This window comes from Ralstonia sp. OTU4908 (assembly GCF_038440115.1).
GTDB lineage: Bacteria > Pseudomonadota > Gammaproteobacteria > Burkholderiales > Burkholderiaceae > Ralstonia > Ralstonia pickettii.
The window spans coordinates 150,714-173,160 of the sequence record NZ_JASATD010000001.1 but is presented as its reverse complement, the minus strand read 5'-3'; the positions used below and the strand labels follow the sequence as shown (position 1 = coordinate 173,160).

Genomic DNA, 22,447 nt, shown 5'->3' with positions numbered 1-22,447 from the left:
CTTCAGCGGGTGCGGTGCTGCGCACGGTATTGCAAGGGGCTGCAACCGTGGCCGGCAGAGAACGCGCGACTCAGTGCGCTGACGCTGCCATAGCCGCATTCATCGGCAATGTGATCGAGCGGCTGGCGGCCCGTTCGCAGCAGAAACGCCGCCAGTTCCAGCCGCAGCATCGCCACGTAACGCCGCAGATTGCTGCCGGTGGCGGCGGCAAAGCGGCGCGTCAAGCTTCGCTCGCTCATCGCTGCCTGGGCGGCCAGTTCCGCCAATGCTGGTGGCGCCGCCAGTTCCCGCTCCACGATCTCCTGGATGGCCAGGATGGCCACATCGCCGTGGCGCTTGAACTGCGCCGTCCACACGGCCATGTGCTCGTATGACGGCAGGGACTGTGTGAGCGCCGTGCGAAGCATCCGCTGCGATGCGCCCGCCCCTCGGCAGTGATCGATGACGTACGCGCAGGCGTCCACGGCGGGGTTGATCCCGCTGACGGTGATGATGCGGCCATCCACGGCCAATGGCCGATCGGGGGTGTAGTGCACGTTGGGAAAATGCCGGGCAAACCAGGCACGCTCGCTCGCCAGCCCGGTCGCTCGACAACCATCGAGCAGCCCCGCCTTTGCAAACAGCGGCGCCGCGTTCATGCCGACCACCAAGGCGCCGGCCTCATAGCGCGTGCGCAGCCAATCGGCGATGTGCGCCTCTTCCGCATCCAATGTCGCCTCCGGGGCGAACTGTGCGGGCACGATCACGACGTCGTAGGCCGCATCGGTCAGCGCGGCGGTGGCGGGCACAGGCATATCGCCAAAGCTTCGGACGGCCGCCCCGTCGGCTGACAGCACATCGATGTCGAAGAGCCGGCTGCCCATCACATCGACGCTGCGCGCCTGCATGGTGCCGGCCACCAGCAGCATCTCCTGCGTGAGAAACACGTAACCGGCAAACAGGCGCGGCGGCAGCAGGATGGCGATACGCGCCCGCGCACGCAGACCGGCGCGTTTGGAAGCAGCTTTCGGCTGGCGCTTCATATCAATAAAGTGGCGATCCGGATCAACCGGAATTGTCGCGGCCTTGTTGAAATACGGCAACCCATTCGCTGCCAATCCGCCACCCGTCCGGAGCCGCCATGATCGCCCGCACGCTGTTCGATGCTGAACACGACACCTTCCGTGAATCCGTCCGCCGCTTCATCGACGCCGAAGTCCTGCCCCACCACGAGCGCTGGGAAGACCAGGGCTACGTCGACCGCGTCATCTGGGAGAAGGCGGCCGCCGCCGGCTACCACTGCGCCAGCATGCCGGAAGCCTACGGCGGTGCGGGTGCCGACATCCGCTACAGCACCGTGCTGATCGAAGAGATCGCCCGCGCGGGCGCTACGGGCCTGGGCTTTGGCCTGCACTCGGAAATCGTCGCGCCATATCTGCTGCACTACGGCAGCGAGGCGTTGAAGCGGCATTACCTGCCTAAGCTGGCGAGCGCCGAGATGATCGGCGCAATTGCGATGACGGAGCCTGGTGCCGGCTCCGACCTGCAAGGCGTGCGCACCACCGCCACGCGCAGCAGCGACGGCAGTCACTACGTCCTCAACGGCTCGAAGATCTTCATCACCAACGGCTGGCACGCGGATGTGGTGATCGTGGTGGCGCGCACCACGCCCGAAGGCGGCGCCAAGGGCACCAGTCTTTTTGTCGTCGACACCAGCATGGAGGGCTTCAGCAAGGGCAAGCGCCTGAAGAAGGTCGGCATGAAGGCGCAGGACACCGCAGAGCTGTTTTTCGACAACGTGCGCGTGCCCGCCGGCAACCTGCTCGGCGAGGAACATCGCGGTTTTGCCTACCTGATGCAGGAGTTGCCGTGGGAGCGCCTGCAAATTGCCATCACGGCCATCGCTTCGGCCGAAGGCGCGCTTGAATGGACGCTGCGCTACGTGCGCGAGCGCCAGGCCTTCGGCAAATCCATCCTCGACCTCCAGACCGCGCGGCACGCGCTGGCGGAACTGAAAACCGAAGTGCAGATTGGCCGCGTGTTCGTCGACCAGTGCATCGCGCTCAAGCTGGCCGGCAAGCTCGATGCCGCCACCGCATCGATGGCCAAGTACTGGACCACCGACCTGCAATTCAAGGTGATGGACCGCTGCGTGCAATTGCACGGCGGCTACGGCTACATGTGGGAATACCCCATCGCCCGCGCGTGGGCCGATTCGCGCGTGCAGCAGATCTACGGCGGCACCAACGAGATCATGAAAGAGCTGATCGCCCGCACCCTTTAACGAGCACGACCTTCAGGACTCAACGTTATGGAAGCCTATATCTACGACGCCGTGCGCACGCCGCGCGGCAAAGGCAAAAAGGACGGCAGCCTGCATGGCGTGACGCCGCTGCGGCTGGCCGCCACCGCGCTGCGCGCCATCCGCGATCGCAACCAGCTCGACACGGCATTGGTGGACGACGTCGTGCTCGGCTGCGTGGAACCGGTGGGCGAACAAGGCGCGTGCATCGGCCGCGTGGCAGTGCTGTCCGCCGGCTATGCCGAGACCACGGCCGGCGTGCAGATCAACCGCTTCTGCGCGTCGGGCCTGGAGGCCTGCAACATGGCCGCTGCGCAGGTGATGGCTGGGCAGAGCGATTTCGCCATCGGCGGCGGCGTGGAAAGCATGTCGCGCGTGCCGATGGGCGCCAGCGGCGGCGCGTGGCCGGTCGACCCGGCGGCCGCCATCCCGCTGTACTTCGTGCCGCAAGGCGTGTCGGCCGACACCATCGCCACCAAGTGGGGCTACAGCCGCCACGATGTCGACGCCTACGCCGCAGAGAGCCACCGCCGCGCGCATGCGGCCAGCACGGCCGGCTGGTTCAAAGGCTCCATCGTGCCGGTGCGCGACCAGAACGGCCTGACCATCCTCGACCGCGACGAGATGATCCGCCCGCAGACCACCGTGGACACGCTCGCGCAGCTCAAACCGTCGTTTGCGGAACTGGGCGAGCAATATGGCTTCGACGCGGTGATCCGCCAGCGCTATCCGGAGCTTGAGCGCATCGAACACGTGCACCACGCGGGCAACAGCTCCGGCATCGTCGATGGCGCCGCGGCCGTGCTGATCGGCAGCCGCGAGGCCGGCAAGCGCGCGGGCCTGAAGCCACGTGCGCGCATCCGCAGCTTTGCCAGCATCGGCTCGGAGCCGTCGATCATGTTGACCGGCCCTTCGTACGCGGCCGAGAAAGCACTCAAGCGCGCGGGCATGTCGGCGGCCGACATCGACCTGTACGAACTGAACGAAGCCTTCGCCTCGGTCGTGCTGCGCTTCATGGAGGTGCTGGCCGTGCCGCATGACCGCATCAACGTCAACGGCGGGGCCATTGCGATGGGCCATCCGCTCGGTGCGACGGGTGCCATGATTCTCGGCACGCTGCTCGACGAGTTGGAACGCCGTGGGGCGAGCACCGGCCTGGCCACGCTGTGCGTCGGTGCCGGCATGGGCACCGCCACCATCATCGAACGCCTTTGAGGAGCGTGCTGACATGATCGACATCACCATCGATACCGACGGCATCGCCACGCTCGCGTGGAACCAGCCGGGCCGTGCACAGAACGTGCTCAACGGCGAAACCTGCGCCGCCTTCTTTGCCGCCATCGACCGCGTATGCGCGGATGCAAGCGTCAAGGGCATCCTCGTCACCTCCGCCAAGGCGGATTTCATTGCCGGCGGCGACCTCGAATGGCTGCAGGCCAGCGACGACGCAGCCACGTTGTATGAACGTACGTGCGAGCTGCACCGCATGCTGCGCAAGCTGGAAACGTGCGGCAAACCCGTGGCCGCCGCGCTGCCGGGCTCCACGCTGGGCGGCGGGCTGGAGATTGCGCTTGCCTGCCACTACCGCGTGGCGGCCGACAACGCCCGCGCGCGCTTCGGCCTGCCGGAAGTCACGCTGGGCCTGTTGCCGGGCGGCGGCGGCACGCAGCGTCTGCCGCGCCTAATTGGTGTGCAGAAGGCGCTGCCGATGCTGCTGGAAGGCAAGCGCATCAAGGCGGCCGAGGCGCTCAAGCTCGGCATTGTCGATGCGGTCGTCAACGCGGGGGAAGAAGCCGATGCTGCGCGCACGTGGCTGCTGGGCGAAGGCCAGACCCGCACGCAACAACCGTGGGACATCAAGGGCTACAAGGTGCCCGGGGGCGCCATCTCCAGCCCCGCCGTGCAGCAGCTATTCACGGCGGCCAACGCCATGCTGCGGCAGAAGACCTACGGCAACTATCCGGCAGCGGCCAGTATCCTGTCGTGCGTGTACGAGGGGCTCATCACCGATCTCGATACGGGCCTCAAAACCGAGGCACGCTACTTCGTGCAGGCGGTGCTGTCGCCGGAGGCACGCGCGATGATCCGTACCCTCTTCTTCAGCCTGAACGCGGCCAACAAGCTGGCCGCGCGCCCCGCCGATGTGCCGGTGCGCCGCTACGCCAAGGTGGGCGTGCTGGGTGCGGGCATGATGGGCGCCGGCATCGCTTACGTCACCGCCAAGGCGGGGCTGCCTGTCGTGCTGCTCGACACCACGCAGGAAGCCGCCGAACGCGGCAAGGACTATTCCCGCAAGCTCGTCGAGAAACAGGTACAGCGTGGCCGCCTGCATGCCGAACAGGCCGAAGCGCTGCTCGCGCGCATCCATCCCACCACGTCCTACGCCGACCTGGATGGCGCGGGGCTCGTCGTTGAAGCCGTGTTCGAGCAGCGCGAGATCAAGGCCGACGTGACGCGCCAGGCAGAAGCCGTGCTGTCGCCGGATGCCATCTTCGCGTCCAACACGTCTACGCTGCCGATTACGGGTCTGGCCGAAGCCAGCCAGCGTCCGGGCAACTTCATCGGGCTGCATTTCTTCTCGCCGGTCGACAAGATGCCGCTGGTGGAGGTGATCGTCGCCCGGCAGACCACGCGCGCCACGCTGGCGCAAGCGCTCGATTACGTCAAGGCGATCGGCATGACGCCCATCGTCGTCAATGACAGCCGCGGCTTCTATACGAGCCGCGTGTTTTCAACCTACGTGCTGGAAGGCCTGGCGATGCTTGCCGAAGGCGTGGCGCCTGCGCTGATCGAAAACGCCGGGCTGCTGGCCGGCATGCCGGTGGGGCCGCTTGCGTTGATCGACGAGGTTTCCAGTGAACTGATCCACAAGGTCAACCAGCAGACCCGCGCGGACCTGGGCGCCGCCTACATCGAGCGCCCGGGCGAAGCCGTGGCCGAGCGCATGGTGGCGCTGGGTCGCATCGGCCGCAAGGCGGGCCGGGGCTTCTACGACTATCCGGAAGGCGGCAGGAAGGCGCTATGGTCGGGTCTGGCGAACGAGTACCCCGGTGCGGCCGCGCAACCCGACGTGCAGACGCTCATCGATCGGCTCATCACCGTGCAGGCCGTGGAAACCGCACGCTGCCTGGATGAACGCGTGGTGACCGATCCACGCGATGCCGATGTTGGCGCGCTGCTGGGCTGGGGGTTCCCGGCCTTCCGGGGCGGGCCCGTTTCGCACATCCATCGGGTGGGGGTCGGCGCATTTGTCGAACTGTGCGACCGCCTCGCTGCGCAGCACGGCCGCCGCTTTGCGCCGCCCGCCCTGCTGCGCGACATGGCAGACCAGGACGCCGCGTTTTACGAACGCTAGCCCTCCGCCGCGGCGCAACTACCGCGCGCGCGGCGCACGCGCCGGGCACGCGTTGCGCCGCCCAAACACCAAGCAAAGGTAACTCCGGGCACCGCCCACTCCCAGCAAACGATTGCGCTCCAGTTGGCCTGCGTCGTCGGTCGGGTTAAGACACATGCGGCCCGCTCCGATATACAGTGAGAGGCACGTGAATTGCCGACACCCAGGCACGCGGCACGCGTGCTCTAGGCAACCGGACACGCAAACGCTGGAGTGGGGATGCCCGCAGAGCAATCGAAGGCCGCTTCTGGTGGCACGACAGATACCCCGCCACGGCAACGATGGCGGAGCAAACTGTTGTCGCCGCTCAACATCGGTGCAGTCGTGGGCCTGCTGTTCATCTGGTCGTTCACGTTCCATCAACTCACCCAAGAGCACGACAGGCTGATACGCGATGCGCAGGCCCGCACGCGGGTTGAGGCACGGGCGTTTGGTGAATACTCGCTTGGCAGCGTGCGGCGCGTGTCGGAGTTCTTGCTCGATCTGCGCGCGAGTTGGCTGGCCGGCCGCGAAGTGTTCGAGCATGTCATCCGCGAGCGGCAGGAGACCGTGCGCGACCTGACCTTCCAGGTTTCCGTGATCGACGAGAACGGAATGCTGCTCTACTCCAGCATCGGCCCCACAACAGAACGCGTCGACCTGAGCCAGCGCGAGCACTTTCGCGTCCACAAGGATTCGGGCGGCCGCGATGCGCTCTTCATCAGCGACCCGGTGCAAGGCAAGGTCTCGAAAAAGTGGTCGATCCAGTTCACACGGCCCATCCTCAGGGCTGGCCAGTTTGCCGGTGTCGTGGTGGTATCGGTCAGCCCGGAACAGTTCGCCAGCTTTGCCAATACGCTGGCCGTGGGCAAGGACGGGGCGGCCACGATCATCCGCGAGTCCGGGCAGGTCCTGGCCCGCGTGCCCAACCCGACCGCGGGTATCGAAAAGCCGCCGCGCCGCCGCCAGTTCAACCAGCCGGGCGCGCTGGAAACGGGCAGCTACCGCGTGGTGTCGGGCACCGACGGCGTGGAGCGCATCATCGGCTATCACCATGTGCCGGAGATCGGGCTCTACTTTCTGGTGGGCGAGTCGGTGGCCTCGGTGCTGGCGCCTTACGAAAGCTATCGGCGCACCGCGCTGGTGGAGGCGGCCGCCTCCACCTTGCTCCTCGCGCTGCTGTATTTCACGCTGCGTCGCCGGGGTGCAGAGCGCAAGCGGCATATCGAAGATCTGCGCCTGGCCTCCATGGTCTATGCGTCGAGCAGCGAGGCGATGATGGTGACGTCCCTCGACGGGCACGTGATCGACGTGAACCCCGCCTTTACCGTCACCACCGGCTATTCAGCGCAGGAGTTCAAGGGCCAGTCCAGCGACGCCATCCGCTCCGAATGCAACGAGCGCGCCGTGATCGACGCCATGCGCGAGGGTGTCTCAACCAAGGGCACGTGGAGCGGCGAGTACCTGATCCGCCGCAAGGACGGCAGCGAATTCCCCGCGCTGCTCACCATCGACACGTTTGCCGACAGCACGCTGGGCGAGCCGCGCCGGGTTGCGCTCATCCACGACATGACGGAGAAGAAGCGTGCCGAAGAGGTCATCTGGCGGCAGGCCAACTTCGACCCGCTCACCGAGCTGCCTAACCGGCACATGTTCTACAACCGCCTGCGCCACGAGATCGCGCGAGCGCGTCAGGCATCTACACAGCTCGCGCTGCTGTTCATCGATCTGGACCGCTTCAAGGAAGTGAACGACACGCTCGGTCATGACCAGGGCGACGTCCTGCTCAAGGAGATCGCCCGGCGCATCTCGGCCATCGTGCGCGGCACCGATACGGTCGCGCGGCTGGCGGGCGACGAGTTCACCATCATCCTGCCGGACCTGCCCGATGCCGGCGCGGCCACGCCCATCATCCGCGCCCTGCTCGCACGCATTGCGGCGCCGCTGCAGCTTGGTGAGGAAAGCGTGGAAGTATCGGCCAGCATCGGCGTGGCGATGTACCCGCGCGATGCCGACAGCGCGGAATCGTTGCTCGTGCGCGCAGACCAGGCCATGTTTGCGGCGAAGAGCGCGGGGCGCAATCAATGGGCCGTCTTTACCCCGGCATTGCAGCGCGCCGAGCAGGAACGCCTGCGCGTGACCAGCGACTTGCGCGTGGCACTCACGCAGGGCCAGCTTGCGGTGCACTATCAGCCGATCGTCGATCTGCTGACGGGCAAGGTGCGCAAGGCAGAGGCGCTGATCCGCTGGACGCACCCCGTGCGGGGCGAGATCGATCCGGCGGATTTCATACCGGTGGCCGAAGACAGCGGGCTCATCGTCGACATCGGCAAGTGGGTGCTGAACCAGGCGCTGGATCAGCTCACGCAATGGCACGCCACGCTCGACAACACGCTGCAGGTGTCGGTCAACAAATCGCCGCTGGAGTTCCGCGCGCACCAGTCGAGCAACGAGTCCTGGCCCAAGGTGGTGGAGCGCCGGGGGCTTGCGCCGCACAGCCTGGTCGTCGAAATTACCGAAGGCTCGTTGATGGCCGACAGCGCCGAGGTGGTCGAGCACTTGCACGAGTTCAGGCGCGCGGGTGTCGACATCGCACTCGACGATTTCGGCACGGGGTATTCGTCGCTGTCGTACCTCAAGCGCTTCGACATCGACTTCATCAAGATCGACCAGTCGTTCGTGCGCAGCCTGGCGCATGATCCGAAGGACATCGCGCTGTGCAGCGCCATCGTCAGCATGGCGCACGCGTTGCGCATCAAGGTCATCGCGGAAGGCATTGAAACCGAGGAGCAGAAAGCGATCCTGGTGGCCGCAGGCTGTGATTACGGCCAGGGCCACCTCTTCTGCCCGCCGGTGCCGCCTGCTGCGTTTGAAGCGTTTGTGCTCAACGGGCAGCTTGCAGAAACCTAGGCGGCCCCAGGGGTGCTGCGTCGGTCAATCGTCGGCCGTCACCTTGGCGGTCATCCACCACCCCTAGAGACCGCGCGCCGCACCTGCGCCTTCGCCAATCACCGCGCGGTTCTTGCCTTCGTGCTTGGCCTGATACAGCGCCAGGTCTGCGGCTTCGATCAGCGTGGTGGTCGGAACGTCGTGCATCGGCGTCACCACCGCGCCGCCGATACTGACCGTCACGTACCCGCCCGTGGACGAATGCATGTGCGGCACCTGCAAGGCCTCGATCGCGCTGCGGATTTTTTCGGCCAGTTGCTTCAAGCCCTCGGCGCTGTTGCCGGGCAGCACAACGGCAAATTCCTCGCCGCCGAAACGCGCCGCCAGATCTCCGGGTCGGCCCAGGCATGCTTCCACCGTGCTGCCGATGCGTTTGAGCGCCTCGTCTCCCGCCACGTGGCCATACGTGTCGTTATAGAGCTTGAAGTTGTCGACATCGATCATCAGAAACGAGAGCGTCGTGCCTTCGCGTGCGCCGCGCCGCCATTCCGCGCTCAGGTATTCGTCGAGGTAGCGGCGGTTGGCCAGCCCCGTCAGGCCATCGGAATTCGTCAGGCGGCGCAGCTCGAGATTGGCTTCGAGCAACTGCTGCTGCGACTGGCGCAACGCGCGGTAGGCCTCGTCGCGCTGCAGCAGGTTGACGAACGAGCGCGAGTGATAGCGGATACGTGCCAGCAGTTCGATGCGGTCGGGCAGCTTGACGAGGTAGTCGTTGGCACCGGCGGCAAACGCCGCGCTCTTGATGACCGGCTCTTCCTTGGTGGACAGCACGATGATGGGCACATCGCGCAGCACCGGATTGGCACGGTAGTCGCGCACCAGCGTCAGGCCGTCGGTGCCCGGCATCACCAAGTCTTGCAGGATGACGGTGGGGCGGGTCTGGATGGCGGCGATCATCGCCTCGTCCGAGCGCGCACAGTAGTGGAAATCGATGCGGTCTTCACCGGCCAGGGCCTGACGAATCGCCTCGGCCACGATGGCCTGATCGTCCACCAGCAGCACCATCACCGGAACATCGGCGGCGGCCGGCGTACGCAGCAGCGCGCGTGCGGCTTCCAGCGCGGCGTCCGCTGCAGGGATGGGCTTGGTTTCGTCCGGGCCGTCCGGACCGTCCGGATCATCCGGCATCTCGGTTGGGTGGTTGGTCATGTGATGCTCCCCGTTTCTGGTTATGTGTGTGTGATGGCCCGTGCGTGCTTCATGCGCGCACGAGCGTGATGAGTTCGTCGGCGATGCGGCCAAGCGGCAGGATGACGCGCGCCGCATCCAGCGCGGCCGCCGCCTTGGGCATGCCGTACACCGCGCTGGTCGCCGCGTCCTGCGCGATGGTGTGATAACCCTTGGCGCGCATGGCCTTGAGGCCGATGGCGCCGTCGCGGCCCATGCCCGTGAGCAGCACGCCGATGGCGCTGCCCCGCCAGTGCTCGACCACGCTGTGGAAGAACACGTCCACCGACGGCCGATAAGGCGTGCCGGCCGGCTCCGGCGTGTAGCCGAAGGTGCCGCCGGGCAGCACATGCATGTGGTCGTTGGTGGCGGCGAGCAGCACCTCGCCTGCGCGCGGCCGGTCACCTTCCGCGGCCACGCGCACCGTGAGCGCGGTCTGGCCGTTCAGCCATTCGGCCATCCCCGCTGCGAAGGCCTGGTCAACGTGCTGGATCACGGCAATGCCCGCCGCAAACTCGGCCGGCAGTTTGCCCAGCACGGTCGCGAGCGCGGTGGGGCCGCCCGCAGAGGCGCCGATCGCCACCAGCGGCACCACGCAGTCACGCCCTGGCGTGCCGACACGCGGCCTTGGCGCAACAGGCTTTTCCAGCAAGCGGCCGATCTGGTCGATCTTGGTAAGCAACGGGTGGTTGGCATCGGCATCCGGGCCGCCGCCCAGCGTGGGCGTATCCACCGCGTCCAGCGCGCCGGCGCCCATTGCCTCGTACACGCGCCACGCGTTGGCCCCCACGCTGCTGGTCACCACCAGGATCGCGCACGGGTTGCGCGACGCCATGATGCGGCGGGTGGCTTCAACACCGTCAAAGCGCGGCATGATCAGATCCATCAGCACCACGTCAGGCGGTTGCGCGGCGCAGAATTCCACCGCCTGCGCCCCGTCGGTCGCCACCCACAGCACGCGGTGCTCCGGCCTGCGCGCGATGGTGCGGCGCATGGCTTCCACCGCCAGCGGCATATCGTTGACGATGCCGATATTCATGTCCGCGCTTCTCCAATCAGGTCGCGCACTGCGTCGAGCAGTGCTTCATCGTGGAAACTGCCCTTTGCAAGGTAGTAGTCCGCGCCGGCATCCAGGCCGCGGCGGCGATCTTCCTCGCGGTCCTTGTACGACACCACCATCACCGGCAGCGCCTTGAGCGCAGCGTCGCGCTTGATGAGCGTGACCAGCTCGATGCCGTCCATGCGCGGCATGTCGATGTCGGTGACGACGAGGTCGAAGTCGGCGCCGCGCAAGGCGTTCCAGCCGTCCATGCCGTCCACCGCCACGGTGACGGCATAGCCACGCTTTTCCAGCAGCTTGCGCTCCAGCTCGCGCACCGTCAGCGAATCGTCCACCACCAGCACGTGCTTGCGCTGCTGCACGGCCACGCCCTGCGCGCGCTGGACCTTGTCGAGCTGGCCGCCGCGCACGAGCTTGTCGACCGAACGCAGCAGGTCGTCCACATCGACGATCAGCACCGCGTCGCCGTTCTCCATCAATGCACCGGCGGCGATGTCGCGCACCTTGCCAAGCCGCGCGTCGAGCGGCTGCACCACCAGCATGCGTTCACCCAGAAAGCGATCGACGGCGATGCCGTAGGTTTCGGCGCCTTCGCCAATGACCACCACCGGCACGCTGTCACGCGCTTCGCCGGGCGGCTGCGTGCCGAGCAACTGATGCGCCGTCACCAAACCCACGGGACGGCCTTCGAAACTGAAATGCTGCTGCCCTTCCAGCATGTCGATCTCGGCGCGGGCCTGCTCCAGCGTGCGCCGCACATAGGCCAGCGGAAACGCGTAGGCCTCGCCGCCCACGTCCACCAGCAGGCTGCGGATGACGGACAGCGTGAGCGGCAACTGCAGCATGAAGCGCGTACCGCGCCCCGGCTCGTTGTGGATGCGAACCGTGCCGCGCACTGCCTTGACCATCTCGTGCACGGCATCGAGCCCGACGCCGCGGCCGGACACATCCGTCACCTGCTCACGCATCGAGAAGCCCGGCAACAGCAGGAAGTCGAGCAACTCGTGGTCCGACAGGCGGCTGGCGGTGTCCGCGTCGGACAACCCCCGCCGCACCACGGCCGCGCGCACCGCTTCCAGGTCGATGCCGGCGCCATCGTCCGCCACGGTAATCAGCAGCTTGCCGGCGCTGTGGCGCGCCTCCAGCGTAATGGAGGCCTCTGCCGGCTTGCCCTGGGCTTCACGGGCTTGCGGCGTTTCCACGCCGTGGTCAACGGCGTTGCGCAGCAGGTGGCCCAGCGGGGCATCGAGCATGTCGAGAATGTCGCGGTCAACCTGCGTGGCCTCGCCGACGACGTTGAAGCGCACCCGCTTGCCCAACGAGCGGGCCAGGTCGCGCACCACGCGCGGATAGGCGTGCGTGGCATCCCCGAAGGGACGCATGCGGCATTGCAGCGCCTCGTCGTACAACTGCTGCGCAAGGTGCGTGCTGCGCCGGTCGAAGCGATCAAGATCGTCGATGTGCTCACCCAACGTCTGCTGCATGTTGCCGAACATCTGACGCACGTCGTTAAGTGCGGCATGCATGTCGGCGTCCGCATGGCGGTCGAGCCGTTCGACCAGCGTCTCGTAGAGCGCGTCCAGCGCCAGCGCGGCGGCACGGTGGCTGCGTTTGACGCGCAGCATGGATTCACCGAACGGCTTGAGCCAGCGGGATTCCACCAGCGATTCGCCCGACAGGCTGAGCAGGCGGTCGAGGTTGTCGGCACGCACACGCAGCATGCGGTGCGGGTCGCGCATGGTGCCGATGGGCGCACGGTTCGGTGCGGGTGCCGACGGCTCGGGCGCTCGTGCCGGTGACGCCGGTGACGCCGGTGGTGCCGGGGGAGCTGACAAGGCCGCCACTTCGGCGTTCAGCAGCGCCATCGCGGCTTTCATCTTGGCGTCCTCGGCGGCCGGTTCAGCGTCGGCAAACGTTGTAGCCGCAGGCGCAAGCGCAGCCGCAGCGCCCTCGGGCGCGGAGAATGCGGCTAGCACGGCATCCACTTCGGCGCGCGGAACCTGCCCGGCGGTGCCGGGTTGACCGACGCGCAGCAACAGATCCGTGCCGCGCAACAACACATCGACATGCGCGGCGGTCAGCACGAGCGTGGCGCGCTGTGCTGCCACGAACCACTCCTCCATGCGGTGCGCAACGTCCACACCGTCCTGCAGGCCAACGATGCGCGCGGCACCCTTGAGTGAATGCGCGGCACGCATGCAGGCTTCCAACGCCGCGGCATCGGCAGGGGCACGCTCCAGCGTCAGCAGGCCGGTGGAGAGCACGCGCGCCTGCGTCTGCGCCTCTTCATGAAACAGCGCCAGCAGCGATTGGCGGCCCAGATCGTCATCCATGCTCATCGCAGGCTCCGGGCAATCGAGTCGAACACGCGATCGGTGTCGAGCAGACCAATGGTGACATCGCGCCACGCCAGCACGCCGCGCGCGTGTGCCGTGGTGGCGTGCGTGAGCGTGGACGGCACCGGCAGCAGCGCAGTGGCCGGAAAGCGCAGCACGCCCTCCACCTCGTCCACGGGAAAAACGGCAGGTTCATCGTGGTGCGCTGCCACGAGCAGCCGCGCATAGCCATTGCGCCCCGCGTACTTGCTGCCCGTGCGGTCCAGGCCGAGCAGCTCGCCCAGCGACACCGCCACCGTCAGCGCCCCGCGAATGTTGACCAGCCCCAGCACCACCCGGTTACGCCGATGCGGCAAGGTGTGGATGGCGCGCGGCGTATCGATCTGCCGAAGCGCGGCGGCCGGCAGCGCGAGCCATTCGTCGGCGATGCGGAAAACGAGCACGGCCAGCTCCGCACTGGCGTGCTCCAGCGCCCGCAGCGGCACGGCCGTGCGATGCGCCTGCGCGGCGGCTTCCAGATCGGCATCGCTCAGCGCGCGATCGAGCAGCGCAGCCGCCCCCTCTTCGAAGACGGGGCAATTCAGGCAGCGCGAATACGTGGCCAGGCGCGGGCAGGATTGATCGCCGCGCGTGCCGATGCGGTTCCAGCAGTCATCAACGAGCGTGGTGACGCCCGCGTGGTCATGGACGGCGTGCGCCATGCGTTCCTCGTGTGTGCTCCGGTGTTTCGGATTCGGATGATGCGGAAGGTGTCTTGGCCTGACGCGCCAGCGCGCGCTCCGCACGCAGCATCAGCTGGCGTGCAGCGACGGTATCGCCCGCCACGTCGAGCAGCGCGGCAAGGTGGGTCAGCGCTTCGTAGTGGGCAGGTTCCAGGTACAGCGCCTTGCGGTAGAAATCGCCAGCATCGGCATGGCGACCGCGCGCATCGGCAATCAGGCCGAGCAGGTAAAACGTATCGGCTTCGGGCGCGCGCAGGTTGGCGATCTCCAGCGCCACGCGCTCGGCTTCGTCAAGATTGCCGGCGTCGGCCAACCGCCGCGCTTGTGCCACCGTGGGCGGCTCACCGAGCACGGCCTCAATCTCGGGAATGGTAGGCAGCAACGGGCGTGCCACCGGGCCTGCCGCGAAGCTAGACGTCGGGCTGGGTCGGGATGCGGCAGGCACGCGCGCCGCCACGGCACGCACCGGCACCGACGGCAACGCCACGCCGGGCAATCCCACCACCGAAGCCGGATGCTCGGGCGGCAGTGGCAATCGAAACGGCAACGGCGCCCGAACACCTGTTTCACTGGCGGCCGTGCGTTGAAACGCAAACGCCAACGGAATCCGCGCTGACGTCATGGCGTGACGCATCATCAGGCCGGTTTCAGCGGGGCCGACGAAGATCATGCCGTCTTCCGCCAGTTGCGAATCGAGCCGGCGGATCGCCTGGTCCTGTGCATCGCGGTGGAAGTAGATCAGCACGTTGCGGCAGAAGATGAAGTCGTAGCGCGTGTCATCGGCCGGCGCGTCCGATAGGTTGCCTTGCGCGAAGCGCACCAGCCCGCGCACGGTGTCACTCAACTGCCAGCTGCCGTCGGCGCCGGTGAAATGCCGGTCGCGGAAGGTGAGCGGATGGCCTCGGAACGCATTGCGCCCGTAAATCGCACGCCGTGCCTGTTCAATGGCGCGTGCGCTGATGTCGATGGCGTCGATGGTGAAGCGTGCGGGGTCGATGCCGGCATCGAGCAAGGCCATTGCCGCGGAATACGGCTCTTCGCCGGTCGAGCACGGCGCACTCAGGATGCGCAGTACGCGCATCGGCTCGCGCGCGAGTTTTTCGCCCACCACACGGGCAAGCGTGACGAAAGCCTCCCGGTCTCGGAAGAACCACGTTTCGGGCACCACCAACGCCTCGATCAGGGCCTGCCGTTCGTCGGGCGCGGTGTTCAGGCGCAGCCAGTACGCGTCGAGCGCCGCCGCGTCCACCGTGTCGCGCATGCCGCGCGCGGCGAGCATTGCACGCGTGCGGTCCAGCACAGCGCGCTCCAGGGTGTTCGTGCCGAGCGACGGCGCGTCAATGCCGGTCTCATGCGAGAGCCAGGCTTCAAAGCGGGGGTCGACGGCCACCATGATGCTCAGCGAACGGCTGCCGGAAACAGCAGCGCACGCACGTGCGCGTCCAGCATCGCCTCGGTATCCACGCGCTGAACGAGACCGTCGTCCAGGCTGGCCACGGGGCCCAGCCAGCGGGCATCGGGCGTGGCGACACCGCTGCCGGCAAAGCTGGCATCGTCGATACGTCGGGTGTGCGTGGCGTGCTCCAGCAACAGGCCCAGCAGTGGCGCGTCGTCACCGCGGATGCCGGCTTCATAGCGCACCAGCACCAGACGCGTGGAGCGCAGCGGCCGCGCCGGACGGCCCAGGGCAAGCTGGGGCACGTCGATCACCGGCACCGGAGCGCCATGCCGTTCGATCACGCCGGCCACCCACGCTGGCGTACCCGGAATCGACTTGGTGGCAGCCAGCGGCAGCACTTCAGCAATCTGCGCCACGTTCAGCGCATAGCGGTCGCCATCGAGTTGGAACAGGAGGTAAAGCATGGCGATTCTCGCTACGGCAAAAACACCTCAATGCGGATGCGCTGCAGATCAGGCTTCGATCTTGAAGCGCGACACGCCGGTACGAAGCTGGTTGGCCACCAGCGTCAGGTCATCAATCGCCTGCGACGACTGGCGCAGCGATTCCGCCGTCTGCTGTGCGGCTTCCGACAACTGCGACAGCGCCTGCGTGATCTGCTCGGCGCCGGTGGCCTGCGTCTGCATGCCCTCGTTCACCATCTGGAAGCGCGGCGCCAGCGTTTGCACTTCTGTAATGATCTGCGAGAGCTGCGTGCCGACCTGCTGCACATCGCGCATGCCGCGTCGCACCTCTTCCGAGAACTTGTCCATGCCCATCACGCCGGCCGACACGGCTGATTGGATTTCCTTGACCGTCTGCTCGATGTCGTAGGTGGCCACCGCCGTCTGATCGGCCAGCCGGCGGATTTCCGTGGCGACCACCGCAAAGCCGCGGCCGTACTCGCCGGCTTTCTCCGCCTCGATGGCTGCGTTGAGCGACAGCAGGTTGGTCTGGTCAGCCACCTTGGTGATGGTGGAGACCACCTGGTTGATGTTGGTCGCCTTCTCGTTGAGGATCGCCAGCTTGGCGTTGACCGAACCTGCGGCTTCCATCACGCCGCGCATGGTGTCTTCCATCCGGTTCAGGCCGCTTTGGCTGGCGCCGGCCAGGGTGGCAGATTGCTCCGCCACGCTCGACACTTCGTTCATCGTGCGCAGCAGGTCGCGGGAGGTGGCAAAGATCTCGCGCGACGTTGCGCCAATCTCGGTGGTGGTGGCGGCCGTCTCGGCAGCGGTGGCCTGCTGCTCCTTGGAGGTGGCGGCAATCTCGGCCACGGACGTCGTCACCTGAAGGGACGACTTCTGCGCCTGCGAGACCAGGCTCGCCAGCTCTTCGGCCATGCGGTTGAACCCTTCTTCCAGCGTGCCGAATTCATCGTTGCGGCGCAGGTCCAGCCGGCCCGCCAGGTTACCGGTGCGCATGTCGTCGTGCGCATCCACCACCCGCGCCATCGGCACCGTGATCGCCTTGAACAACGCATAGCCCAACACCAGTGCGGCCAGCAGCACCACGCCCAGCGCCACGGCCAGCGTGATCTCGGTGCTTTGAACAGACGCACGAATCTGGCGGGCCGACTCGTCGGCTACCGCCCGGTTGTCGGCGACCAGCTTGTCGGCCAGCGCCGTGGCCTCTTCCCAGACCGGCACGGCGCGCCGGGCGATGGCCTGTGCTGCCGGCTTGGACGTACGGGCGAGCTGCATGGCCTCGTTGAACATGGGCAGGTACTTGTCGACGACTGCGCGATAGGCGCGGAAGCGCTGGCGGTCGTCGTCGCGGTAGATGGTGCTTTCGTAGTCGGCCGAATGCTTGTCGAGATCACGCACGAGCTGTGCGGCGCGCTCCAAATCCCGATTGGCAAGCTCGGGGTCGACATCCACAAACAGCGCGCGCTCAAGGGTCGCGTGGCTGTTGCGCGTGGTCGCCCGCAGCGAGGTCGACAGATACAGCCCTGGCACGGAATCGCGCTCGAGGCTCAGGGCTTCCTGGTCGATGGCGCGCAGGCGGTTGTAGGAAACGACCGCCATGATCACCATCAGCACGAACAGCACGCCGAAGCTGAGGACGATCCGGTTGCCAAGGGAGAAGCGGCCGCCGCGAAGCATGCCTGACAGGGTTGCGTTGCTGATGCGGGGCGTCGCAGAGACCATGTTTGAAACCTACAAGAAGCCAAAAAAGAAGACAGCGGCGAAGAGGCCGTGCGAGCGGCGCACAGCCGCCACACAGCACTGTTTGGAATGGTAAAGGAACGTATCGGTCACCGGAACCGAAACCTTCGTGATTTGGCGCCAGTACGAGGGTAAGCCCGTGCCTGGTCAACATCAAAGCGTGGCCCGTGGAGCACCCGCACGCACACAAAAGCCGCCCGGTGCCCAGCCTCAACCGCCGCGCAGGGCCCGCGCAAACGCTTGCGCCACGTCCGCAGACGCATCGGTGATGGCCCAGTAGCCCATGCCGGCGTTGCGCCAGACGACAAGCTGGTAGCCGCGTTCGGTACGCACCGCCGGCTCGGTGTCGCTGCCTGCCTCGGGGCGTACGTACAAATCGACAGGATGCTGCGACGAGCGGTAGACCAGCACCGCAACCGGACGCCCGTCGATGTAATCCAACCGACCGCCGACCAGCGGGAAACCGCGCGCGGCAAGGTCGGCAACGGGCGGCGCGTAGTCGATACGGCCGTTGAACCACGGCTTGACCGTATGACGATCCGATGACAGGACGTCAGTCTCCCGCGCCCCCAGCAGCGCGCGCACATGGCTGGCCGTGATGTCGTGCGCGGTGAGCGCCGCCGTATCGGGCCGCCCCACGAACGCGCCCACCCCAAGCGCCACCGCCGCCAGCGCGCCCGCTGCCAGACCGAGGCCACGCGATGGCGTGATCAGCCAATTCATAAGCCGCTGCCATGGCGATTGCGCCTGGCGCAGCGCGTGCGTGGCAGCCGAAATCGAATCCGGCAGCACGCCGGCCTCCGTCTGCACGGCACCCAACACCCGCTCGCTCAAACCCGCCGGCGCCTTCATGTACAGCCCCGGCGCACGCAGCCCCTGGCGCAGCGCGCGCACCACGCCATCGTGGCGCACTGCGATGTCGGCGCAGACGGCACACGTGCCCAGATGCGTTTCCATGCGCAGGCTGTCGGCCGCACCGAGTTCGCCATCGGCGCGGGCAGCCAGCAGCGCGCGGATGTCGTCACAGTTCATGGCGGGCCTCCTTGGTGCTGTTTCCCATACCACCCGATGCCCGGATGGGTGTCACATTGGTGCGCGGTGGCGCGTTGTCTTCCGTCAATAAACGTGCAAGCTGCTGCCGCGCACGTGCCAGGCGCGACATGACCGTGCCGATGGGCACGTCGACCACGGCGGCAATGTCGCGGTACGGCAGGTCTTCCAGCTCGCGCAGCACGAGCACCTCGCGATACGGCACGGGTAACTGCGCCAGCGCGGCATGCACGCGGCGCACATCGTCGATGCGGGCGAGCAGCGCGGCGGGGTCGACACCGTAGCTGGCGCTGTCGTCATTCGCCTGGCCTGCCGCATCGTCATCCCATGGCTGGGCCGGGGCCTGCTTGCGGCGCGCGCATTCCGAGAACCACGTGTTGCGCACGATGGCGAGCAGCCACGGACGGCCATCGCCGCCGCGAAACCCGCCGAACAGCCGGAACGCGCGCAGGCAGGCTTCCTGAACGATGTCGTCGGCGTCTTGCGCGTCGCCCGAGAGCCAGCGTGCCAGGTTGTAGGCGGCGTCGACATGCGGCAACACCGCCTGCGCAAAGCGCTGCGCGTCGGTGGGCAGATCGAACGCGGGGTCTGGCAGGTCGTGCATGGCGGCCTGGAGGCGGTGGACCTCCGTATACCTGTGTGCAATCCAGTTTATTCCCGCGCCAAAATAATTTTGTGAAAACGCGAATCTCGTGGAATACGCGAGCGCCCCGGCCGGTATGACAGGCAGGACCGGCGCGTCCTTCTTTGCCCTCGCGCTGGACGGCCACTCAACTCAGTCATCGATTGCAGGGGACCCTCATGAGCAAGCAACCCGGACGACGCCAGTTCCTGCAACTGGCCGCGGTCGGCGGTCTGGTGTACGCATCCGGCCTGCCCGGCTGGCAGGCAATGGCGGCCACCACGCGCGCCGTCGGCGCCAAGCCAGACGATTTCTACTTCGTGCAGTTATCCGACACCCACTGGGGCTTCAAGGGCGCGCCCAATCCGGATTCGCAGGGAACGCTGCCCAAGGCGATTGCGGCGGTGAATGCGCTATCGCCCGCGCCGGACTTTGTCATCTTTACCGGCGACCTGAGCCACATCAGCGACGACCCTGCCGAGCGCCGCAGGCGCCTGGCCGAGTTTCGCGACATTGCCGCCAAGATCGAGGTGCCGGTAGTGCACTACATGCCCGGCGAACACGATGCCTCGCTCGACAACGGCGAGGCGTATATCGAACTCTTCGGCCGCACGCACTACGCGTTCGATCACAAGGGCGTGCACTTCATCGCCATCGACAACGTGTCGGACCCGTCCGCGCGCGTGGGCGATGCGCAACTCGCGTGGCTGGCGGCAGATGTGCGCTCCGTGCCGAAGCACACGCCCATCGTCGTGTTCACGCATCGACCGCTGTTCGATCTGTACCCGCAATGGGACTGGGCCACGCGCGATGGCCAGCAGGTCATCGACTTGCTGATGCCGCATCCTAACGTGACGGTGTTCTATGGCCACATCCATCAGGAACATCACCACATGACCGGGCATATCGCGCACCACTCGGCGCGCTCGCTGATGTTCCCGCTGCCAGCGCCGGGCTCGCAGGCCAAACGCAACCCGATCCCGTGGGATGCTGCCGCGCCGTATCGCGGCCTGGGCTGGCGCAGCATCACCGAGCACGGCAAGCAGGACGCCGCCACCTGGGCGCTGGCCGAGCAGCCGATCCAACCAAACAGCGAAGCCACTGCCCCCAAGACCCCGGAGACGACCTGACATGCGCGCCTTGATCGCACACAACCCCAAGCGCCGGCTGGCGCTGCGTCAGATGACCGTGCTTGCGGCAGGCGCGGCCCTCGCCTGCGTCGCTCACGGCGAGGGCCCGACGGTCATCCGCGTGCATGCGCGCAAGTTCACGTTCACGCCCGACAAGATCACGCTCAAACGCGGCGTGCCCGTGGTGCTCGAGCTGACCGGACAGGACATCCTGATGGGCTTTTCGATTCCGGATTTCAACGTGCGCGCCGACGTGGTGCCGGGGCAGACCGTACGGCTGGCGCTCACGCCCGACAAGACCGGCACGTTTGATTTCCTGTGCGACATCTTCTGCGGCTCCGGCCACGAGACGATGAATGGAACGTTGACCGTCACCTGAAGCACACCGTTGCACACCCAACGCAAAACGCCCCGACCTGTCCGGGGCGCTCTCGTCTGCAAACGCGGTCTTAAGCCAGCGCGTCCCGCTCGGCCAGGGCCAGCAGCAATTCGTCGAGCCGCTCCATGGTGGAGGTCATGCCGTCTTTCATCCCCATGTCGATGACCTTCTGCACGTCTTCCGGCGAGTTGTACAACACCACAGTCGTGACGAGAGTGCGTTCCTTCGCATCGGTAAAAGTGACATCCCAGCGGGCGCGGGGCATATCCGGATTCACGGCGCCGGCTTCATCAGAAAAAGCATCGAGCGCCGCATAGCCGTCGATCGGGTTGATCTTCTGATAGTCCAGGCGGCTCCAGAAAGACTCTCCATCGGGGGTGACCATGGCGTAGAGCCAGTAGCCGCCTTCCTTGAATTCCATATGCTTGGTCTTGGTGGTGAGCGGCTTGGGCGCAAACCACTGATCGAGCAGTTCGCGCTTCGTATGGCAATCCCACACCAGCTGGCGCTTTGCCGCGAACTCTCGCCTCACGGTGAGGCTGCTCTTTTGCATGTCGACGAGGAAATCAAACCGAAGATCAGCCTTCATTGCCTTCTCCTTGGAGTTTCTCTAAGAGCTTGTCCAGATTGCGGTACCTGCTCGCCCAGATCGCGTGCTGCTTCTCAAACCAGCGCTCGGCTGCGGCCAGCTTCTTGCGCTCGAGCGTGCACGTCCGGATTCGTCCGCTCTTCTCCGAGCGGACCAGCCCGACGTCTTCCAGCACCCGCATGTGCTTCATGAAGGACGGCAGCGCCATGTCGAATGGTTCCGCCAGTTCACTTACCGACGCGGGCCCTTCACCGAGCCGTTGAATGACCGCCCTGCGCGTTGGGTCCGAAAGCGCGTGAAATACCGCGTCTAGCGCAATTCCATTGTTATCCATTTGGCTAACTATATACGCGAGAATGCGTTGATGCAACAAGGTTCGACAGCGTGTGGTGACACAGGTGGGCGGCCGGTCAGCATGCACACGTACCCATGCTAGGATGACCTTTCCCCCGGCAGCCGCCACACCGCACATGACGACCATCTACGCGACCCTCGGCGTGCAGCCGGACGCCACCCTGGACGAAATCAAGCGCGCTTACCGCCGCGCCGCAATGAAGTGGCACCCCGATCGCAACCCCGGCCGGGAAGCCGAGGCCTATGCGGCGTTCCAGGAAATTCGCGAAGCCTACGCGATCCTCTCCGACGCTGAACAGCGCCGTGTCTACGACGAGGTATTCGCACAGGAAATGCAGCGCTGGCAAGCGGAGCGCGATGCACAGGAAGCAGAGGAGCGCGCAGCGCAACGCGAGCGCGAACGCCTCGCGCAGGAGCATTACGAAAAGATGGTGGCGATCGCGATGCGCTTTGCCGACGCCGGCCACAATCGCGACGTCCTGTTCGGCGTGCTGCTCGGCAGGGATTGCGATGCCGAACTCGCCGCGCGCATCGCTGACAGCGTGTGGGCTTTTCAGGAAGCACGACGCTCCCCCAAGCCTGCAACGGAGATGACCGACGCGCAGCCAGGGCCCGCACCCGAAGACGCGGCCTCCCACATCGACGAATCTGCAGTGCCGCGGCGTGCGTTCGAGTCGTTCTGGCAGGGGTTGTTTGGTTTGCGCCCCTAGGAACCGGCTAGCCGGCCCTCTGACTGCGGATCATCGGATACAAGTCCGACTCGCGCTGCGGGCAGGAGCACCAACGTCGTGCAGCATGAGCCTGCCAACACCTTCGTCATAAGCCAAAC

General features: G+C 66.4%; 19 protein-coding genes. 7 read left to right on the top strand and 12 right to left on the bottom strand.

The features are described from left to right. Window positions 1-2 precede the first annotated feature (2 nt). Window positions 3-1,022, bottom strand: coding sequence for a GlxA family transcriptional regulator (locus AAHM38_RS00760; RefSeq protein ID WP_116575131.1), 1,020 nt, complete (start codon window positions 1,020-1,022; stop codon window positions 3-5). Window positions 1,023-1,120: 98 nt separating this feature from the next. Here AAHM38_RS00760 and AAHM38_RS00755 point away from each other — a divergent pair, with 98 nt between their 5' ends. From AAHM38_RS00755 to AAHM38_RS00740, 4 genes are all read left to right on the top strand, one after another. Beyond that, entirely contained in the window at window positions 1,121-2,263 is a 1,143-nt protein-coding gene (locus tag AAHM38_RS00755) for an acyl-CoA dehydrogenase family protein (RefSeq protein WP_116574977.1), read from the top strand. Between the two features lie 27 nt (window positions 2,264-2,290). Continuing rightward, window positions 2,291-3,496 (top strand): acetyl-CoA C-acetyltransferase, encoded by a 1,206-nt coding sequence (locus AAHM38_RS00750; protein ID WP_116574976.1) that lies wholly within the window; start codon window positions 2,291-2,293, stop codon window positions 3,494-3,496. Window positions 3,497-3,509: 13 nt separating this feature from the next. After that, complete coding sequence (locus AAHM38_RS00745; RefSeq protein WP_116574975.1) at window positions 3,510-5,636, top strand: 3-hydroxyacyl-CoA dehydrogenase NAD-binding domain-containing protein; 2,127 nt, start codon at window positions 3,510-3,512, stop codon at window positions 5,634-5,636. Between the two features lie 258 nt (window positions 5,637-5,894). Beyond that, window positions 5,895-8,564 (top strand): bifunctional diguanylate cyclase/phosphodiesterase, encoded by a 2,670-nt coding sequence (locus tag AAHM38_RS00740; protein ID WP_116574974.1) that lies wholly within the window; start codon window positions 5,895-5,897, stop codon window positions 8,562-8,564. A gap of 63 nt (window positions 8,565-8,627) precedes the next feature. Here AAHM38_RS00740 and AAHM38_RS00735 read toward each other — a convergent pair whose 3' ends face one another. The 9 genes from AAHM38_RS00735 to AAHM38_RS00695 all read right to left on the bottom strand — a co-directional run bounded on the left by AAHM38_RS00735 (window position 8,628) and on the right by AAHM38_RS00695 (window position 19,148). After that, on the bottom strand, window positions 8,628-9,752 hold the full coding sequence (locus tag AAHM38_RS00735; RefSeq protein ID WP_116574973.1) for a diguanylate cyclase domain-containing protein: 1,125 nt from the start codon (window positions 9,750-9,752) through the stop codon (window positions 8,628-8,630). Between the two features lie 49 nt (window positions 9,753-9,801). Then, window positions 9,802-10,809 carry a chemotaxis response regulator protein-glutamate methylesterase gene (cheB, locus tag AAHM38_RS00730; RefSeq protein ID WP_116574972.1) on the bottom strand — a complete coding sequence of 336 codons (1,008 nt, stop codon included), beginning with the start codon at window positions 10,807-10,809 and terminating at the stop codon, window positions 9,802-9,804. Further along, window positions 10,806-13,169, bottom strand: coding sequence for a hybrid sensor histidine kinase/response regulator (locus AAHM38_RS00725; RefSeq protein WP_116574971.1), 2,364 nt, complete (start codon window positions 13,167-13,169; stop codon window positions 10,806-10,808). The genes cheB and AAHM38_RS00725 overlap by 4 nt, the downstream gene beginning before the upstream one ends. After that, complete coding sequence (locus AAHM38_RS00720) at window positions 13,166-13,867, bottom strand: chemotaxis protein CheW (RefSeq protein ID WP_009240164.1); 702 nt, start codon at window positions 13,865-13,867, stop codon at window positions 13,166-13,168. The genes AAHM38_RS00725 and AAHM38_RS00720 overlap by 4 nt, the downstream gene beginning before the upstream one ends. Beyond that, complete coding sequence (locus AAHM38_RS00715; protein ID WP_116574970.1) at window positions 13,848-15,281, bottom strand: CheR family methyltransferase; 1,434 nt, start codon at window positions 15,279-15,281, stop codon at window positions 13,848-13,850. Before AAHM38_RS00715 ends, AAHM38_RS00720 begins: the two co-directional genes overlap by 20 nt. A 5-nt stretch (window positions 15,282-15,286) precedes the next feature. Next, entirely contained in the window at window positions 15,287-15,751 is a 465-nt protein-coding gene (locus AAHM38_RS00710; RefSeq protein ID WP_116574969.1) for a chemotaxis protein CheW, read from the bottom strand. Between the two features lie 48 nt (window positions 15,752-15,799). Beyond that, window positions 15,800-17,476 carry a methyl-accepting chemotaxis protein gene (locus AAHM38_RS00705; RefSeq protein ID WP_009240167.1) on the bottom strand — a complete coding sequence of 559 codons (1,677 nt, stop codon included), beginning with the start codon at window positions 17,474-17,476 and terminating at the stop codon, window positions 15,800-15,802. A 228-nt stretch (window positions 17,477-17,704) separates the two neighbouring features. Next, window positions 17,705-18,526, bottom strand: coding sequence for an anti-sigma factor family protein (locus AAHM38_RS00700; protein ID WP_116574968.1), 822 nt, complete (start codon window positions 18,524-18,526; stop codon window positions 17,705-17,707). Next, window positions 18,516-19,148: an RNA polymerase sigma factor gene (locus tag AAHM38_RS00695; protein ID WP_116574967.1), complete on the bottom strand. Its 633-nt coding sequence runs from the start codon at window positions 19,146-19,148 to the stop codon at window positions 18,516-18,518. The genes AAHM38_RS00700 and AAHM38_RS00695 overlap by 11 nt, the downstream gene beginning before the upstream one ends. A gap of 197 nt (window positions 19,149-19,345) precedes the next feature. On the opposite strand from AAHM38_RS00695, the gene AAHM38_RS00690 reads away from it, so the two are divergent. Both AAHM38_RS00690 and AAHM38_RS00685 read left to right on the top strand, forming a co-directional pair. Then, window positions 19,346-20,296 (top strand): metallophosphoesterase family protein, encoded by a 951-nt coding sequence (locus AAHM38_RS00690; protein ID WP_116574966.1) that lies wholly within the window; start codon window positions 19,346-19,348, stop codon window positions 20,294-20,296. Window position 20,297: 1 nt separating this feature from the next. Next, entirely contained in the window at window positions 20,298-20,675 is a 378-nt protein-coding gene (locus AAHM38_RS00685; protein ID WP_103518639.1) for a cupredoxin domain-containing protein, read from the top strand. Window positions 20,676-20,745: 70 nt separating this feature from the next. On the opposite strand, the gene AAHM38_RS00680 is transcribed toward AAHM38_RS00685, so the two are convergent. Both AAHM38_RS00680 and AAHM38_RS00675 read right to left on the bottom strand, forming a co-directional pair. Then, window positions 20,746-21,264 carry an SRPBCC family protein gene (locus AAHM38_RS00680; protein ID WP_116574965.1) on the bottom strand — a complete coding sequence of 173 codons (519 nt, stop codon included), beginning with the start codon at window positions 21,262-21,264 and terminating at the stop codon, window positions 20,746-20,748. Continuing rightward, window positions 21,254-21,598, bottom strand: a complete 345-nt coding sequence (locus AAHM38_RS00675) for an ArsR/SmtB family transcription factor (RefSeq protein ID WP_116574964.1) — start codon at window positions 21,596-21,598, stop codon at window positions 21,254-21,256. The genes AAHM38_RS00680 and AAHM38_RS00675 overlap by 11 nt, the downstream gene beginning before the upstream one ends. Window positions 21,599-21,701: 103 nt before the next feature. On the opposite strand from AAHM38_RS00675, the gene AAHM38_RS00670 reads away from it, so the two are divergent. Continuing rightward, the gene (locus AAHM38_RS00670) at window positions 21,702-22,328 is read left to right on the top strand and encodes a J domain-containing protein (protein WP_116574963.1); all 627 of its coding nucleotides are present in this window, start codon (window positions 21,702-21,704) and stop codon (window positions 22,326-22,328) included. The last annotated feature ends 119 nt before the right edge of the window (window positions 22,329-22,447 follow it).

Bases quoted from the DNA above. Each gene is read 5' to 3' on its own strand.
- AAHM38_RS00755 (WP_116574977.1), top strand. From the start codon at position 1,121: ATGATCGCCCGCACGCTGTTCGATGCTGAACACGACACCTTCCGTGAA.
- AAHM38_RS00745 (WP_116574975.1), top strand. From the start codon at position 3,510: ATGATCGACATCACCATCGATACCGACGGCATCGCCACGCTCGCGTGG.
- AAHM38_RS00720 (WP_009240164.1), bottom strand. From the start codon at position 13,867: ATGGCGCACGCCGTCCATGACCACGCGGGCGTCACCACGCTCGTTGAT.
- AAHM38_RS00680 (WP_116574965.1), bottom strand. From the start codon at position 21,264: ATGAAGGCTGATCTTCGGTTTGATTTCCTCGTCGACATGCAAAAGAGC.
- AAHM38_RS00700 (WP_116574968.1), bottom strand. From the start codon at position 18,526: ATGAACTGTGACGACATCCGCGCGCTGCTGGCTGCCCGCGCCGATGGC.
- AAHM38_RS00705 (WP_009240167.1), bottom strand. From the start codon at position 17,476: ATGGTCTCTGCGACGCCCCGCATCAGCAACGCAACCCTGTCAGGCATG.
- AAHM38_RS00670 (WP_116574963.1), top strand. From the start codon at position 21,702: ATGACCTTTCCCCCGGCAGCCGCCACACCGCACATGACGACCATCTAC.
- AAHM38_RS00735 (WP_116574973.1), bottom strand. From the start codon at position 9,752: ATGACCAACCACCCAACCGAGATGCCGGATGATCCGGACGGTCCGGAC.
- AAHM38_RS00750 (WP_116574976.1), top strand. From the start codon at position 2,291: ATGGAAGCCTATATCTACGACGCCGTGCGCACGCCGCGCGGCAAAGGC.
- AAHM38_RS00695 (WP_116574967.1), bottom strand. From the start codon at position 19,148: ATGCACGACCTGCCAGACCCCGCGTTCGATCTGCCCACCGACGCGCAG.
- AAHM38_RS00690 (WP_116574966.1), top strand. From the start codon at position 19,346: ATGAGCAAGCAACCCGGACGACGCCAGTTCCTGCAACTGGCCGCGGTC.
- AAHM38_RS00725 (WP_116574971.1), bottom strand. From the start codon at position 13,169: ATGAGCATGGATGACGATCTGGGCCGCCAATCGCTGCTGGCGCTGTTT.
- AAHM38_RS00685 (WP_103518639.1), top strand. From the start codon at position 20,298: ATGCGCGCCTTGATCGCACACAACCCCAAGCGCCGGCTGGCGCTGCGT.
- AAHM38_RS00760 (WP_116575131.1), bottom strand. From the start codon at position 1,022: ATGAAGCGCCAGCCGAAAGCTGCTTCCAAACGCGCCGGTCTGCGTGCG.
- AAHM38_RS00715 (WP_116574970.1), bottom strand. From the start codon at position 15,281: ATGGTGGCCGTCGACCCCCGCTTTGAAGCCTGGCTCTCGCATGAGACC.
- AAHM38_RS00740 (WP_116574974.1), top strand. From the start codon at position 5,895: ATGCCCGCAGAGCAATCGAAGGCCGCTTCTGGTGGCACGACAGATACC.
- AAHM38_RS00710 (WP_116574969.1), bottom strand. From the start codon at position 15,751: ATGCTTTACCTCCTGTTCCAACTCGATGGCGACCGCTATGCGCTGAAC.
- AAHM38_RS00675 (WP_116574964.1), bottom strand. From the start codon at position 21,598: ATGGATAACAATGGAATTGCGCTAGACGCGGTATTTCACGCGCTTTCG.
- cheB (WP_116574972.1), bottom strand. From the start codon at position 10,809: ATGAATATCGGCATCGTCAACGATATGCCGCTGGCGGTGGAAGCCATG.